Below are 15729 nucleotides of genomic sequence, written 5' to 3'. Positions count from 1 at the left end.
GCTGTGGTCTTGATGATTGCCCTGACCTATTGGGTCAAAGGGACGCGTATGGGGAAAGGATTGCAAGCTGTAGCCGAAAATCCCGCCGCCGCCACATTACTGGGTGTTGATGGCGATCGCCTGATTCAAGTGACATTTTTTATCAGCAGTGCGCTGGCGGCTGTTGCCGGCACCCTTGGTGCCTGGAGTGTCGGCATTACAGGACCGCAGTTTGGGATGATCTTTGGCCTTAAGGGACTAGGGGTGATTGTTCTTGGTGGTTTGGGGAGCTTGCCGAGGACAATGCTGGCAGGCTTTTTGCTGGGACTGGTGGAGGCAATGGTGCCTGCGGCTGCATCGGGTTTTCGGGATGCTGTGGCCTTTGCAATTTTGTTTCTTGTGCTGCTGGTGCGCCCCCAAGGACTCCTAGGTCAGCCTCCAGTTGAGAAAGTCTAAGGGCAGCTAGCAATTCCCTGCGGTTGCTAAAACAGGGCTACCAGAGGATACCAACTCCACCTTCAAACTGACGCCAAATTGGGTTTCAAAGGGGTCTTTTTTGTAGTTAACGCTCCAAATTTCCAGCTCACAGCGATCGCCCAACTCTGCCGGGTGCACCTGCACACAAAATTCTCGCCGGGGGGCACGCCACTCACAGCTAATGTGATCTACGGCTCCAATTTGCCGCCGATCCAACGCCGAAGCCAGCCGTAGAATCGCACTGAGTTGCTCAACAATTTGGCGTTCTCGCCGTCCCACCAACTGGCGGAAGTTTTCATGTTTTTTCTTGGGGGCGCTTTTGCGGTGATAGCGACAGAGGTTGGCAATGATTTCAATTTCCGTATCGGTGTAGCCGAGCAGGCCGCCGTGGCGCACCAGGTAGTAGGAATGCTTGTGGTGCGCAGAATGGCTGACGTAGTGCCCCACATTGTGGAGAATGGCCGCTGCCCAGAGCAGTTCTCGCTCAATGTCTGTCCAGTGGTGGAGAATCCCTTGGGTACAATCAAACAAGGTGAGAGCAAAATCAGCAACCCGTTCACTGCTAGGGAGGTTGACGTGGAACTTTTGTGCCAGACTGTAGATACTGCGCTGCCGCACTGAACTTTGATAGCGGAGGCGGTCTTCAATTAGGCCATGGGTCAGCATCCAGTCAACAATGATGCCTTCCCGCAGGGCGCGATCGCAGGTGATGAGGCTAGTTTGGCCAAGCATCTCCATCGCTTCAGCAAGAATCACTGCCCCAGCAACAATAATTTCTGCACGTCGCTCCGACATCCCCAAGAGTTGACAGCGCTGGCTAAAGTTAAGCCGCCGTAATTTGGCCACAAGCGCTTGCAAGTCCTCAAGTGTCAGTTTATACCCCCGTAATGACGGTGGACAGCTACCAAGGCGATCGCAGGTGTGGATCATCATCAGGCTTTCAATTGTGCCGGAGGTACCCACCAACTGGGGCGTTTCGTGGGGACTGAGATGCTGACGCAGATCTTCAATGGCACGATCCAACATTCCCCGTACATAGGCGCGCAAGGCGGCGTAATCCTGATCGCTAATGGGATCGCTCTTGACAAATAAATCTGTCAGGCGTACTGCCCCTACTTTGGTACTGCTGAGATAGCGGGGTTCATGGCCATCCCCCAAGATTAACTCTGTGGAACCCCCACCAATGTCAATGATGATGTGGGGTTTGCCGTTGAATTCTAACCCCGAGAGAACCCCCAAATAGATGCGCCGCGCTTCCTCTTCACCAGAAATTAAATCAATCGTAAGGCCAGTCTCTTTCTTGACCCGCTCTAAAAACTCGCGACCGTTGGGGGCTTCGCGCACCGCACTGGTGGCTACGCCAATGATTTCTTCGGCCTTGAGACCCTTGGCCAATTCACGACAGCGACGCAGGGTGGCGATCGCTCGATTCATGGCCTCCTCCGTGAGCTGCCCCGTGATTTGGCAGCGTTCCCCCAACCGCACCATATCCTTTTCGGCAGCAATGATTTTGAAGCTGGGTAAACTGGGCTGAATTTGCACTACCACCATGTGAATTGAGTTTGTCCCGACATCAATTGCCGCCAGAACGCGATCGCTGAGGTTCACCGCTCGCCACAGGTGGAGATGTTGTTCAGCCGTCATTGGACTTGTTATGAAGGGGACAAACACCCCCTATGGTACCCTAACTACAAACCTTTTCATGAAGATGAAAGCAGGTATCTCCTATTTCAGAAAAAGGCTGTATTTCCTGTTAAGTGATCCTTGATTTTGGCGGCAATCCGTGAGCCTAAATAATCGGGAATGACACTGCCATTGGGGCCTAGCAGATAAAGCAACAATCGCACCCGTCCCTGCCAAAGCATAAAGTTGATATTCACCACCAGCAGTTCCTCTTGCCAAATCGCGTGCATCACCTTGTAAAGTAGGGCGGGATGATTCGCAGACTCCACCAAGAGTGCCGGCAGATGAAAGACCTGATCTTGATAAAAGCTGGTGGTAATCTGCGGTAGGCCTTCGTTGAGGTTAAACTCCATCGCTAGCATTTCCTCAACGGCAAACTCGCCACTGAGGGTCTGTTGCAGGGCACGGCGCACCCTTTCACTGCGTTTTTTGGTGAGGGGTTTGCCCTGCTCTGAGAGCACAAGTTTGACAAACACCAGCATCGGTGGCCGCACATGGCCATAGAGTGAGACATTGTGAATCGTCAGCTTATAGGCGGCCATCACCCCAAAGAGATCACTGAGCAGATAGGAGTGATTGCGGTGGGCAAAGTGGAGAACAGAGCGATCGCCCTCGGGGACAATCTGAATCACTGCCTGATTTGTCCGATGAATTTGAAAGCCCAACTTCAGGTTTTGCAGTTGGACATCCCGACCAACAAATTGCTCATAAAACTCTGGAAAGGAGCGGTTAAACCGCTTCAGAACATCCAGGTTGCGCAGCTGAAAATCGGAAACCATGGGTGAGAGTCGCTATACTATAGCCTAGGCCGGGTTACACTTGGTCACTTTTCCATCTCCAGCATACTTGCATGAGCTTCTGGAAATCGCTGTTCAATTCGCAACCAACTGCTAGTGCCACCACTACGTCCCCTAGTTTAGGGTCTCAGGGAGAACGGGACAACGGCACGGAAAGTCAAATTATTTTTAGCAAAGAAAAAGACATTGACGTCTATGAGTTAGAAGAACTCTGTGATGCTGTGGGCTGGTCACGCCGTCCCATTCGCAAGGTAAAAAAGGCAATTCAGCACAGCTTTTTGGTGATCTCGATGTGGGAGCAGCGGGGTGCCTATCGTCGTCTCATTGGGTTTTCGCGTGCCACCTCTGACCATGCTTTTAATGCCACCATTTGGGATGTGGTGGTGCATCCAGAATTTCAGGGGCGGGGCTTGGGCAAAGAATTAATGCGGCAGATGATCAAAGAACTCCGCAGTGAGGACATCAGCAACATTACCCTCTTTGCCGATCCCCATGTGGTGGACTTTTACCGTCAGTTGGGCTTTCGCCCAGATCCTGAGGGGATCAAGGGAATGTTTTGGTACCCCAATTCCCGCTAGAGCCGATAATCAGTAACGTAGCCAATCATCCTTTGCCATGAACCAAACCCCCCTTGTCACTGAGGCTGAGATTACTGCCGCAGGTCTCAAGCCCCAAGAGTACAGCGAAATTGTCCGTCGCCTTGGCCGCCATCCCAACCGTACGGAATTGGGCATGTTTGGGGTGATGTGGTCAGAGCACTGCTGCTATAAGAACTCCCGTCCTCTGCTCAAGCAGTTTCCCACCCAAGGGGCACAGGTACTGGTCGGTCCCGGTGAGAATGCCGGCGTGGTGGATTTAGGAGACGGCCTGCGTCTTGCCTTCAAAATTGAGTCCCACAACCATCCCTCGGCCATTGAACCCTTTCAAGGGGCAGCGACTGGGGTAGGGGGGATTCTGCGGGATATTTTCACGATGGGGGCGCGCCCCATTGCTCTGCTCAACGCCCTGCGCTTTGGCGACCTCAAAGAGCCCAAAACCCAGCAATTGGTCAAAGGCGTGGTGGGGGGTATTGCCCACTACGGCAACTGTGTGGGTGTGCCTACGGTGGGGGGTGAGGTGTATTTTGACCCCTGCTATCGGGGTAACCCCTTGGTGAATGTCATGGCTCTGGGACTGATGGAAACGCCAGAGGTTGTCAAAGCAGCAGCCGGCGGTGTGGGAAATCCCGTCCTCTATGTGGGAGCCACAACGGGTCGTGATGGCATGGGAGGCGCTAGCTTTGCCAGTGCGGAGTTGACCGATGAGTCCATAGGCGATCGCCCCGCTGTTCAAGTGGGGGATCCCTTTCTGGAAAAATGCCTCATTGAAGCTTGTCTGGAAGCCTTTCAAACCGGTGCTGTGGTGGCTGCCCAAGATATGGGGGCAGCGGGGTTGACCTGCTCCACATCGGAAATGGCCGCCAAAGGCGGTGTCGGTATTGAACTGGATCTAGACAAGGTGCCTGTGCGGGAAGAGGGGATGGTGCCCTATGAGTTTCTGCTCTCGGAGTCCCAAGAACGGATGCTCTTTGTGGCGGCTCAAGGGCGGGAAGCAGAACTGATTGAGATTTTTCATCGTTGGGGCTTGCAGGCGGTGGTGGTGGGGCAGGTCATTGCGGCACCAGTCGTGCGGGTACTCTACCGTGGGGAGGTGGCTGCCGAGGTGCCTGCCCGTGCCTTAGCGGAAGAGACGCCAATTTATGAGCGGCCCTGTCCTCAGGAGCCTCCTGCCTATGTCCAACAGGCACAGGAGTGGTCAGCGGCGGAATTGCCGTTGCCAGCGCGATCTCCCGCAGAGATTTTGCTGACCCTGTTGGCTACCCCCAGCATTGCTTCCAAGGCATGGGTCTATCGCCAGTACGATTATGAAGTGCAAAACAATACCCTAGTTTTTCCCGGCGATGCCGATGCGGCAGTCATTCGCCTGCGGGGCAGTGCAAAAGCAATTGCAGCAACCGTAGATTGTCCCAGTCGCTACGTGTACCTCGATCCTTACGAAGGGGGCAAAGCAGCTGTGGCCGAAGCTGCCCGTAATCTTAGTTGTGTCGGGGCAGAGCCTCTTGCTGTCACCGATAATCTCAACTTTGGCAGTCCAGAAACCCCTGTGGGGTATTGGCAGTTGGCTCAAGCTTGCCGCGGTCTTGCCGAGGCCTGTCGGGCGCTAGGTACCCCTGTGACTGGGGGGAATGTCTCCCTCTACAACGAAACCATTGATAGCAGTGGCCAGCCCCAACCTATTTATCCAACGCCAGTGGTGGGGATGGTGGGTTTGATTCCCAACTGGCAGCGGGTTGTGGGGCAGGGCTTTCGGCGGACGGGGGATTGGATTTATCTGTTGGGCTTGCCCTTGACCACCCCCTTGAGGGATCCTCGCATCAGCTTAGGCGGCTCCGAATACCTCGCGCAGATTCATGGCCTTGTAACAGGCCGCCCGCCGCAAGTTGACCTAGAGCTGGAGCAGCGGGTACAAGCAACCTGTCGCTACGGGATTCAACAGGGCTGGGTGGCCAGTGCCCACGATCTCAGTGAGGGAGGCTTGGCCGTGGCCTTGGCGGAAAGCTGTCTCAGCGGCCAGCGGGGGGCGACGATTCAATTGCCGGTGGGCACCTATCCCCGCTGGGATGTGCTTCTATTTGCAGAAGGCGGAGCGCGAATTCTGGTTTCGGTGCCGCCAACGGAACAGACAGCGTGGGAGGCCTATGTACAAGCGCAATTACCCAATGCTTGGACACGCCTAGGGGTTGTTAATGGTGAACATACAGAACTGTGTATTGACACCTGTAACAATTCTCCGCTCATCAAGGTTACGATGGAAGAGTTAGCTCTTGCGTGGCGATCGCCCCTGCCAAAGTATTTGGACTAAATGACAGAACAACAATTTGCTGATAAGCCGGAAGAAGCCTGTGGTGTATTTGGGGTTTATGCCCCTGGGGCGGATGTGGCTCGCCTTGCCTACTTTGGCCTCTATGCTCTGCAACATCGCGGTCAGGAATCCGCAGGAATTGCCACATTTGCGGGTGAAACGGTGCACTGCCACAAGGATATGGGTTTGGTGTCCCAAGTCTTTGATGAGGAGATTCTTGGCCGGTTGGTGGGAGACTTGGCTGTAGGTCACAACCGCTACTCAACCACAGGTTCTAGTCGCATTGTCAACGCCCAACCCGTAGTGGTAGAAACTCGCCTCGGCTCTTTGGCCTTGGCTCACAATGGCAATTTGGTGAATACCTATGCCCTGCGGGAACAGGTGCTGGCCTGTGATGCGCCGACGGCGGTGTTGGCGAGTACAACGGATTCAGAACTAATTGCTTGGGCGATCGCCCAAGCGGTGGCCACGGGGCAATCGTGGTCAGAGGGCATCATTACTGCGGCTCAACAGTGCCAAGGAGCCTATAGCTTGGTGATCGGTACGCCGGCGGGATTGTTTGGACTGCGGGATGCCCACGGCATTCGTCCCTTAGTGATTGGCCGCCTGCTGACAGAGGGGAAGCCTCACTATGTCCTTGCTTCGGAGACCTGTGCCCTCGATATTATTGGGGCTGACTATGTGCGCGATGTGGAGCCGGGGGAGTTGGTGCACATTACTGCCGCAGGCATTGACAGTGTGCAATGGGCAGAATCCCAACGGAAACTGTGCATCTTTGAGATGATCTACTTTGCCCGCCCCGACAGTGTGATGCAGCGGGAGAGCCTCTATAGCTATCGCCAGCGCTTGGGGCAGCAGTTGGGGCGTGAAGCCCCAGCAGACGCGGATGTGGTAATTGCAGTGCCCGATTCGGGGGTACCAGCGGCCATTGGCTTTTCCCAAGCCACAGGTGTGCCCTATGCCGAAGGCCTAATTAAAAATCGCTATGTGGGGCGCACGTTTATTCAACCCACCCAGTCAATGCGGGAGGCGGGGATTCGGATGAAGCTGAATCCACTGCGGGATGTGCTGATGGGACAGCGGGTGGTGATTGTGGATGACTCCATTGTGCGGGGCACCACTAGCCGCAAAATTGTCAAGGCGCTGCGGGATGCCGGTGCCGTCGAAGTCCATATGCGTATTTCTTCGCCGCCGGTCACTCATCCGTGCTTTTACGGCATTGATACCGACAGTCAAGATCAACTCATTGCCGCCACCAAGTCCATTGCTGAGATTGCAGTGCAGATTGGCGTGGATTCCCTGAGCTATCTCAGTTGGCAGGGAATGATTGCGGCTACCTACGATACGGGCGATCGCTTTTGTTCGGCCTGTTTTACGGGCAAGTATCCCATTAGTATCCCTGAGCCAGTAAAACGGCAAAAGTTGGTACTTGAGCAAATTGCCCAATGAGTCTGGACTACGGTGACTGGCCTTCCCTCCTCTCTGCTGACCAAGCTAGTGCAGCAACCACGAGTATCAGCGAATTGTGCTCGACTCCCCTTGGCTTAGCTTGGTTGGAGCGGCGTCCCCAGGAAAAGGGGCGCGTGGCGCTGGTGTGCCAAGGGCAAGAACTTTTGGCTGCCCCTTGGAGTGTGCGATCGCGGGTGAATGAGTATGGCGGCGGCGCCTACTGGTGTTGTGGCAGCGAGATTTACTTTGTCAATGATGCCGATCAGGGCATCTATGCTCTGAGCGATGCTATCCCCCAGCTGATCTATCGGGCTGACAATTGCCGCTTTGCCGACGGCTGCGTCGATCCTAGGCGCGATCGCCTGCTGTGTGTTGAAGAAGTGCATCCACCAATGGGGAGATCGCAGCAGTCCCTTGTTGCCATTTCCTTTGCGGGGAAACGGATTCCCTTGGTTCAAGGCGCTGGTTTCTACGCTGCACCGCGGTTGAGTCCTAGAGGGAACACCCTTGTCTGGCTGCAATGGTCAGCGCCCCAGATGCCGTGGGATGGCTGTGAACTGTGGGGGGCAACAGTCAAGGAAGAGGGCACGCTGGGAACCCCTTACCCTATTGCTGGCAGCAGCGAGGAATCTGTGCAGCAGCCCCAGTGGCAGGGAGAGACCCTCTACTACATTAGCGATCGCTCCGGTTGGTGGAATCTCTATCGTTACTGTAATGGCAGCCATGAACCTGTTTGGCAAGCGGACTATGACAGTGGCGTGCCCCTGTGGGTCTTTGGCCAATCCACCTATGCTCTTGTAAATCCTGAAACCGCGGTTTTAGCCTATAGCGATCGCGGGCTGTGGCGGTTGGCAGTGGTGTCTTTAGCAACAGGGGAATGGCAAACAATTCCCACGGACTACACCGAGATTCATAGCCTTGTGCGCCTGAGCGATCGCGCCGTTGCTTTTATTGGTAGTTCGCCCCTGTTGCCCCCTCAGATTGTGCAGTTCGATCTAAAGGACGGCACCATCACAGCACGGCACCCCAATACTGCTCCCCTGCCGTCGGCGTGGATTTCGCAGCCCGAGGTGATGGAATTTCCCACAAGTGACGGCGCAACGGCCTATGGCTTTTTCTACCCGCCCCAAAATCCTCAAGTACAATCCCTGGCAGACTCACGCCCACCCTTGATCGTGAGATGTCATGGGGGGCCGACGGCAGCAAGTGGCACCGGCCTAGATTTGCGCCTCCAGTTTTGGACAAGTCGCGGCTTTGCCGTGTTGGATGTCAACTATCGCGGCAGTACGGGATATGGTCGCGCCTATCGCAATGCCCTACGGGGACAGTGGGGCGTGGTGGATGTGGCGGACTGTGTTGCCGGAGCACAGTATCTGGTGGCTCAAGGACGGGTGGCTAGCGATCGCCTAGCCATTCGCGGCAGCAGCGCCGGGGGCTACACCGCCCTCTGTGCCCTGACGTTTACCACGACCTTCCATGGGGGGGCAAGTTACTACGGCATTGGCAATCTCATTAGCCTGCTCAAGGAAACCCATGCCTTTGAAGCCCATTATTTTGATCAACTGATTGCTCCCTATCCTGAAGGAGCAGACCTGTACCGCCAGCGATCGCCCTTCTACCATGCGGATCACCTCACCTGCCCGGTGATTTTCTTTCAGGGGCTAAAGGATGTGGTCGTTCCCCCAAGCCAAGCGGAACAGATGGTGGCTGCCCTGCAAGCTAAAGGCATCCCTGTGGAATATTACACCTTTGCTGAAGAGGGCCATGGCTTTCGCCAAAGCAGTACAATCGCCACCGCCCTTGAGGCAGAGCTGAGATTTTATCAAAGGCATTTACTGAAAGGTTGACAACAATGTTTACCGGTATTATTCAAGCGATCGGTATGCTCCAGCAATACTCCGAGTCCCAGTTGGTGATTACGGCTACCGATGCCCCTTTCCTTGGGGACATGGCCATTGGCGATAGTATTGCCGTTGATGGTGTTTGCCTCACAGTGGAAGCCTTTGATGCCACGGGGTTTAGGGTGAGTGTCTCCCCGGAAACGCTGCAGCGCACAACATTGGCAGCCAAAGCAGCAGCGGGAGCTATGGTGAACCTAGAACCTGCGCTGCGAGTGGGGGATAAAGTGGGTGGTCACTTTGTTACAGGTCATGTGGATGGTGTCGGCACCGTACTGGCGATCGCCCCCACAGGCAGCAGTTGGGAGTTCACTTTCTCCGCCCCTGAGTTTGTTGCTGCATACATCATTCCCAAGGGGAGCATTGCCATCAATGGCATCAGTCTCACCGTTGCCCATTGCAATGAAAAAGGGGATGAATTCAGCATTGCTGTCATCCCCCACACCTACGCAGAAACCACATTGCAATTTCTCAGGCTTGGTGACGAAGTGAATCTAGAGGCGGATTTATTGGGTAAATATACCCATAAGTTTCTCCGGCTTCCCTTTGCCTCACCGCCCCCAGAAATTGACCTCGCATTTCTCCAAGCCCATGGCTATGCCTAGGGACATTACTTTTTCTTCTTGCTGGCACGAGATTTGCTACCCGCCTTTTTAGCGGCAGCGCCGAATCCTTTACTCTCAGGAGCCGGTTCAGAAGGAGCGGTCTCTGCCCCAGTTTCAAGGGCTGCCTCTGCCGTGGTTTCAGGAGCGGTCTCTGCCCCAGTTTCAAGGGCTGCCTCTGCCGTGGTTTCAGGAGCGGTCTCTGCCATAGTTTCAAGGGCTGCCTCTGCCGTGGTTTCAGGAGCGGTCTCTGCCCCAGTTTCAAGGGCTGTCTCTGCTGTGGTTGCCGCTGTAGCTTCAGGTGCACTGACGGTTTCGGGCGCTTCACTTGAGGCTTTAGCCGCTTTTGCAGCAGCGCTCATAGCTTGGGTTTGGGCAGCCACCTCTTCAGCAAGGTTGGCTTCTTTCTTCTCAATTCCCTCACCGAGGACAAAGCGTTGAAAGCGGCGAATCTGGATATTTTCCCCCAGTTCAGCAATATGCTCCTTGACCAACTCCTCAACGGTTTTGGACTGATCGCGGATAAAGGGTTGGTTGAGCAGGCACAGCTCCTTGAGGGTTTTCTCTAGTTTGCCAGCAACAATTTTCTCCTTGACTTCAGGGGGTTTCCCCTTTAGAGCATCGGAGCCAAGGGCAATCTGGCGTTCTTTTTCTTTGTACTCAGCGGGGATATCATCCACTGAAACAAATTCCACATTGGGGCAAGCGGCAATTTGTTTGGCAATATCTTGGACAAGGGCTTTGAATTTCTCGTTGCGAGCGACAAAGTCGGTTTCGCAGTTCACTTCCACTAGGACACCAATGCGCCCACCGGTGTGAATGTAGCTATCCACCAGACCTTCACTGGTTACGCGACTGGCCTTTTTGCCCGCAGAGGCTAGACCCTTTTGCCGCAACCAAGCAATGGCGGCTTCCATATCGCCGTTGGATTCCTGCAAGGCTTTCTTGCAGTCCATCATGCCGGCACCGGTTTTGTCCCGCAGTTCTTTGACTAGTTTGGCTGAAATCTCTGCCATGATCTGTTCCTCAAGGATTAAGCGTCAGAGTCATCTGGAATATCTAGGGCTTCAGCATCACCATCGTCACTGGCGTTCATCCCATTGTCGTCCTCATCAGCGAGATCCGCTTCGGGTTCGTCCAATTGACCATGGCGGCCTTCGTAAATGGCATCGGCTAGTTTACCCACAATCAGCTTAATCGAACGGATGGCATCATCGTTAGCAGGGATGGGAATATCCACTTGGCTGGGGTCGCAGTTGGTATCTAGCAGCGCCACAATGGGAATTCCCAGTTTGTGACACTCAGCAACGGCGTTGTATTCCCGTTTAACATCAACGATGATCGCTACATCGGGAAGCCGCCGCATCTGTTTGATCCCGCCAAGGTATTTTTGCAAGCGTGCCAACTCTCGCCGCAGGGCTGAGGCCTCCTGTTTTGGCCGCAGATCAATGAGGCCGTTTTCCTCCATGCTCTCTAATTCTTTGAGGCGATCGACACGGGTTTTGATCGTACTCCAGTTGGTGAGCATTCCCCCCAGCCAGCGCTGGTTAACGTAGTAACTGCCGCAGCGGAGCGCTTCCTGTTCAACAATGCCGGCGGCTTGGCGCTTAGTACCAATAAACAAAAAGCGTTTGCCTTTTTCAGCGGCGTTGCGGATGTAGTTGTAGGCTTCATCCACCAGTTGGGCGGTTTGTACAAGGTCAATGATGTGCACCCCATTGCGAACGGTGAAGATGTAGGGTGCCATCCGGGGGTTCCAGCGGCGGGCTTGGTGGCCAAAGTGAACCCCTGCCTCTAGCATTTGGGCAAGGCTAAGAACTGCCATTGAGTTGTACTCCTATGGGTTAAACAACCATCCGTCCATCATCCGGTGAGGACACCCAAGGGGACGAATGTGAAAGATTTGCAGACTTATTATCATACTCAATGAGCAAGACCTTTGGAAAGTGCTCTTGACGCTCGCAGGTAGCCAACCTATTCTGAAAAATTCAAGACGGCTGGGTGGTGCTTGACGTTGGATATTTCCCGCTTGCGATCGCAATGGCAACAAATTCACGGTGATGAGACCTGTGCAGCCGTTGTTGAGCAGCACTTTGTGCAACCGCTGCTGAGTGTGTTGGGCTTTGGCGATCGCGATCGCCTCTCCTGTTTTGACACCGGTGCCGGTATTGCCGATGTGGCCGCACGTTTTCCCCGCGAGAATCAGCCTCCTTTTTGTCAAACTCAAGTTGACCCCGATTTAATTGTTGAGATTAAAACTCCCGCTCGTCGCTCCCGTAATACGCCAACTCAAACCGTGGCCTTGAACCTTGACAGTCGTTCTGCCCATCAGAATCGTGCTCTGCAACAGCTACGGCAACTTCTCAGGGGTTGCCATTGTCAAAGAACCGCTTGGGGGTTGATCACAAATGCCCGCCATCTACAGCTTTTTCAACGCCATGGTCACTTGGTCTATCCAGCCACACCCAATTATGAACTGACGGGCGATCGCCTTGAGGGAATTGTCGAAGACCTCAAAACCTGCTTGCGATCGCGCCCCCGTGCCATCATCTTGTGTATCTATAACCACAAGGGGGGAGTGGGCAAAACCACCACTGCGATTAACTTAGGAGCCACCCTTGCTGTGGCCAATGCCACTGTATTGCTCATAGATTGCGATCCCCAAGGGGATCTCAGTCGTGCCCTAGAATTAACCCCCACGAATACAACGCTCGCCAGTTGCCTGCAAAACCCTGAACAGGGAATTGCCCATACCATTCGCCCCTTTGACCTGCGCATTCGCACCAGCAGCAGCATTCAATCCGCCCATATCTTTGATGTCATCCCCGCTGCCCCTGACTTGCAAAGCATTCTGATTCAGGCAATGCAAACGCAAAATCCGCCCATTACCCGCCTGCGGGAATGCCTCCTGCCGTTGCGCGATCGCTATGACTACATCCTCATTGACTGCCCTAGTGCGTGGCTTTTTTTAAGTAAAAGTGCCGTATATGCTAGTGATGCCGTTTTGATTCCCACCCGACACACCGACCTCTCTTCCCTCGATAACGCGGCTCAGGTCATTGACCAATTTCTGTTTAATGAAATTCACACCTTCCGCCGCGAAGGCGGCCCCCTTCCTTTGCCCATTTTCTTTAATGGTGCTCCTACAACCGATAAGGCGATGGCCGTTGCTCAAGCAGAAATTGAACGGATTCTTCAGAAACTCCCCCATCTCACCCCCTACTTTTGGCCCCAGTATCAAGCCAATGACACCAGTGTATTTGCCATCCCTGAATATGCCATTATTTCTCGTGCTGCTTTTGCCCGTGTCCCTGCTGTGTTCAAAGATAAGCGTGTCTTAGGCTTCTATCAGACATTGGTGCAGACCTATCTTCAGCCCTTAACAGCTCCCCATGACCTCACCTAACGGACAACCTTCCTAACAGGATTGATAAAACTAAAGCAAGATAGCCCCAGCAGCATTCACTAGAGTTAGAGCGCGCGAGATAGGGAAATTCCCAATTCAACACCTAAAAATCCCACAAGAGGCGTGCCGAGCCAATAAAACCACGCAATGCGGGGGTAGCCTTCGCGGCGCAGGTTCGATACTTCGAGGATAAACGTGGAAAAAGTGGTCAAGGAACCCAAAAAACCAACGGTGACCCCATAGCTAAGCCACAGCGGTGCTTCCCAACGGCTGAAACCATAGCTCAACCAGCCCATGAGAAAGGCGCCCCCAAGATTGACACTCAGGGTGCCAAAGATTGGCGTTCCGAATCGGCGATCGCTCCACAGGCTAACGTAGTATCTTATTAGCGCCCCAGGCACAGCGCCAACGGCAATGGCCAAAAGTCCCTCAGGCGAGATCATCCCATTTCTCCCAATAGGCTAATCCCCGCAACACGAGACGGCTACCCAACTCCAAGGCCAGCAATCCCAAGCCCGTACTGCCCAGCCAGTAAAAGCCCTCCACTGGCCAACTTTGCCCGCTAAATAGCTGGTCGTTGTCCAATTCGTAGGATGAAAATGTGGTGTAGGAGCCAATCAAGCCGGTTGTCAATAGCAAACGCAACTCTGGGTGCAACACAAACGTACGGGCAAAGGCCAAGGGGGCGATGACCCCCAGCAGAAAGCAGCCAGTGACATTGACAATCAAGGTCGCAAAAGGCACATTCCCAGCCAGATAAGGTTCCAAATAAGCCTCTAAGAGAAAGCGACTTAACGCCCCCGGCACAGCACCAAAACTGACGGCCAAAGCCGGTCGCAACCGAGGATGAATTGAAATCACAAGCGGGGTTCCTCCACAATCAGCACAGGTCGAGTTGAGGCCTCAAGAATACTTTGACACACAGACCCCATGAGCACACGCTGGAGACCCCCTTGACCATGTTTACCAAGGATAATTTCAGTGGCATTGTACAGGGCTGCGGTATCCAAAATGGCTTGTGTAATCGGGCCAGCGGTAACAATAAAGCGATAGCGAATATCCGCTAGATATTGCTTGACTTGGGCTTCAAGGGTCGTTATTACTTTGGGTTCAGGCACATCCTGTACATGCAGGACAATCACTTCGGCATCAGCACGCCGCGCTAACTCCGCTGCCTTTTGCAGGACGTAGGGGGTAACGCTGGAAAGATCCACAGGCGCCAGCAGCACAACCCGTGGCTGGAGCAACACTTTGGTGGCATCCACCTCCCCCTTTTGCAGGAGTTTTGGCGCAAACGTGGGAATTGCCCACGCCCCTAGGGGAGCCGTAATCAGGATCGAAAGAACCGCGATCGCCAGCATGGTTTCCCCGCCGGGGATGCCGGCAGCCAAGGGGAGGGCACCAATAGCAGCTTGCACCGTTGCCTTTGCCGAGTTCCCCGCCAGCAAAAAGAGGCGTTCAGAGACTGTCCAATTACTGCCAAGGGTAGAGAGATACCACCCCATCCCCCGCCCCATCAATGTACCCACCGCCAAAATCACCAAGCCCACACCGAGGGAACGTTGCAGCACCCCCACTTCGACGCTGGCACCCAACAGTACAAAAAGAAAAATTTCTGCCACTTGCCACAGCGCATCAAAGCCGCTCCGCAGTTGCCGTGCTAGGGGCGCATCCAGCTCAATTAAGAAGAAACCCGCACTCATGACCGCAAGATAGCCAGAAAATAACGGCAGGCGATCGGCTAAGCCCACAACCCCCAAGGCCACTGCTGCTGCAACAAGCGTCGTTTGCACCCGATTTTGACTCCAGTTCTGTTGAACCAGTAAAAAAAACAGCACCCAGGCTAAGGCATAGCCTACGATCAAGCCACCGCTGATTTCAAACAGAGCCTGCACACCCACCCCTAAAACTGGCGGCAACCCTCCTAGGAATTCTCCGCTGGCTCCCATCAGCAAACTAAACAGCAGCAGTACCACAACATCGGAAATAGCACTGCCGGAGAGAATGGCATCGCTAATCCCCTTGTCCACGCCCCAGCCCAAGCTCTTTAGGCGCAGCATACCGGGCACAATGACCGCAGGGGACTCCGGCGCCACGATCGCCCCCAGTAATAGCCCTTGGCGCACATCAAATCCCAGTAGGAGCATCGCTACCCCTGCAACAATCACCATTTCACACAAGGCGGGTAACACACCAAGGCGTAGAGCCACTGTGCCCTGCTGTGCCAATTTCTGGCGATCCAAACCCAGCCCCGCCTTCATTAAAATCACCATCACCGCAACGGCGCGGAAGGTGGGGGCTGCCGCCAGAACATCAGGTTGCAAGAGATTCAAGGCTGTCGGTCCGAAGGCCATCCCCACCAGAATCATGCCGATCAAGGCCGGTGCCCCCAGGCGCCGTGCCAACTGGCCACCCAAAAAGCCGAGGAGGAGAATCAGGGAAAGAGTTTCTAAAATCGTTGACATTTGGGTACATCTGAATTGGCCTCGACCTCAGAATATCGAATAGACGACCGTTGAAAATAGTAAGGCTACCGA

General features: G+C 54.3%; 13 protein-coding genes and 1 pseudogene. 7 read left to right on the top strand and 7 right to left on the bottom strand.

Annotation, left to right across the window (positions count from 1 at the left end; all coding sequences use genetic code 11):
- A partial coding sequence (locus P3X23_RS03005; protein WP_300873016.1) for a branched-chain amino acid ABC transporter permease occupies nt 1–435 on the top strand: 435 nt, incomplete at its 5' end.
- A 6-nt stretch (nt 436–441) separates the two neighbouring features.
- Here P3X23_RS03005 and P3X23_RS03000 read toward each other — a convergent pair.
- Nucleotides 442–2100 carry a Ppx/GppA phosphatase family protein gene (locus tag P3X23_RS03000; RefSeq protein WP_300873014.1) on the bottom strand — a complete coding sequence of 553 codons (1659 nt, stop codon included), beginning with the start codon at nt 2098–2100 and terminating at the stop codon, nt 442–444.
- 86 nt (nt 2101–2186) lie between these two features.
- Nucleotides 2187–2918 carry a hypothetical protein gene (locus P3X23_RS02995; protein WP_300873013.1) on the bottom strand — a complete coding sequence of 244 codons (732 nt, stop codon included), beginning with the start codon at nt 2916–2918 and terminating at the stop codon, nt 2187–2189.
- A 71-nt stretch (nt 2919–2989) separates the two neighbouring features.
- Between P3X23_RS02995 and P3X23_RS02990 the strand changes: the two genes are divergently transcribed.
- The 5 genes from P3X23_RS02990 to P3X23_RS02970 are packed head-to-tail and all read left to right on the top strand — an operon-like array spanning nt 2990 to nt 9789.
- On the top strand, nt 2990–3514 hold the full coding sequence (locus P3X23_RS02990) for a GNAT family N-acetyltransferase (protein ID WP_300873010.1): 525 nt from the start codon (nt 2990–2992) through the stop codon (nt 3512–3514).
- A gap of 37 nt (nt 3515–3551) precedes the next feature.
- On the top strand, nt 3552–5837 hold the full coding sequence (purL, locus tag P3X23_RS02985) for a phosphoribosylformylglycinamidine synthase subunit PurL (protein WP_300873008.1): 2286 nt from the start codon (nt 3552–3554) through the stop codon (nt 5835–5837).
- Complete coding sequence (gene purF / locus P3X23_RS02980; RefSeq protein WP_300873007.1) at nt 5838–7286, top strand: amidophosphoribosyltransferase; 1449 nt, start codon at nt 5838–5840, stop codon at nt 7284–7286.
- Nucleotides 7283–9133 carry a S9 family peptidase gene (locus tag P3X23_RS02975; protein ID WP_300873005.1) on the top strand — a complete coding sequence of 617 codons (1851 nt, stop codon included), beginning with the start codon at nt 7283–7285 and terminating at the stop codon, nt 9131–9133. The genes purF and P3X23_RS02975 overlap by 4 nt, the downstream gene beginning before the upstream one ends.
- A gap of 5 nt (nt 9134–9138) precedes the next feature.
- The gene (locus P3X23_RS02970) at nt 9139–9789 is read left to right on the top strand and encodes a riboflavin synthase (protein WP_300873003.1); all 651 of its coding nucleotides are present in this window, start codon (nt 9139–9141) and stop codon (nt 9787–9789) included.
- Nucleotides 9790–10157: 368 nt separating this feature from the next.
- Here P3X23_RS02970 and tsf read toward each other — a convergent pair.
- A pseudogene (tsf, locus tag P3X23_RS11910) lies at nt 10158–10802 on the bottom strand (translation elongation factor Ts); the annotation flags it as partial.
- Between the two features lie 17 nt (nt 10803–10819).
- The gene (rpsB, locus tag P3X23_RS02960; RefSeq protein ID WP_300872999.1) at nt 10820–11611 is read right to left on the bottom strand and encodes a 30S ribosomal protein S2; all 792 of its coding nucleotides are present in this window, start codon (nt 11609–11611) and stop codon (nt 10820–10822) included.
- Nucleotides 11612–11800: 189 nt separating this feature from the next.
- Here rpsB and P3X23_RS02955 point away from each other — a divergent pair, with 189 nt between their 5' ends.
- On the top strand, nt 11801–13192 hold the full coding sequence (locus tag P3X23_RS02955) for a ParA family protein (RefSeq protein WP_300872997.1): 1392 nt from the start codon (nt 11801–11803) through the stop codon (nt 13190–13192).
- Between the two features lie 65 nt (nt 13193–13257).
- On the opposite strand, the gene P3X23_RS02950 is transcribed toward P3X23_RS02955, so the two are convergent.
- The 3 genes from P3X23_RS02950 to P3X23_RS02940 are packed head-to-tail and all read right to left on the bottom strand — an operon-like array spanning nt 13258 to nt 15657.
- Nucleotides 13258–13635, bottom strand: a complete 378-nt coding sequence (locus P3X23_RS02950; protein WP_300872995.1) for a CrcB family protein — start codon at nt 13633–13635, stop codon at nt 13258–13260.
- Nucleotides 13622–14053 carry a CrcB family protein gene (locus P3X23_RS02945; protein WP_300872993.1) on the bottom strand — a complete coding sequence of 144 codons (432 nt, stop codon included), beginning with the start codon at nt 14051–14053 and terminating at the stop codon, nt 13622–13624. The genes P3X23_RS02950 and P3X23_RS02945 overlap by 14 nt, the downstream gene beginning before the upstream one ends.
- Nucleotides 14050–15657: a cation:proton antiporter gene (locus tag P3X23_RS02940; protein WP_300872992.1), complete on the bottom strand. Its 1608-nt coding sequence runs from the start codon at nt 15655–15657 to the stop codon at nt 14050–14052. Before P3X23_RS02940 ends, P3X23_RS02945 begins: the two co-directional genes overlap by 4 nt.
- Nucleotides 15658–15729: the final 72 nt, after the last annotated feature.

This window comes from Thermosynechococcus sp. Uc, assembly GCF_029335995.1.
Taxonomy (GTDB): domain Bacteria; phylum Cyanobacteriota; class Cyanobacteriia; order Thermosynechococcales; family Thermosynechococcaceae; genus Thermosynechococcus.
This window is presented reverse-complemented; position numbering and strand designations above follow the sequence as displayed.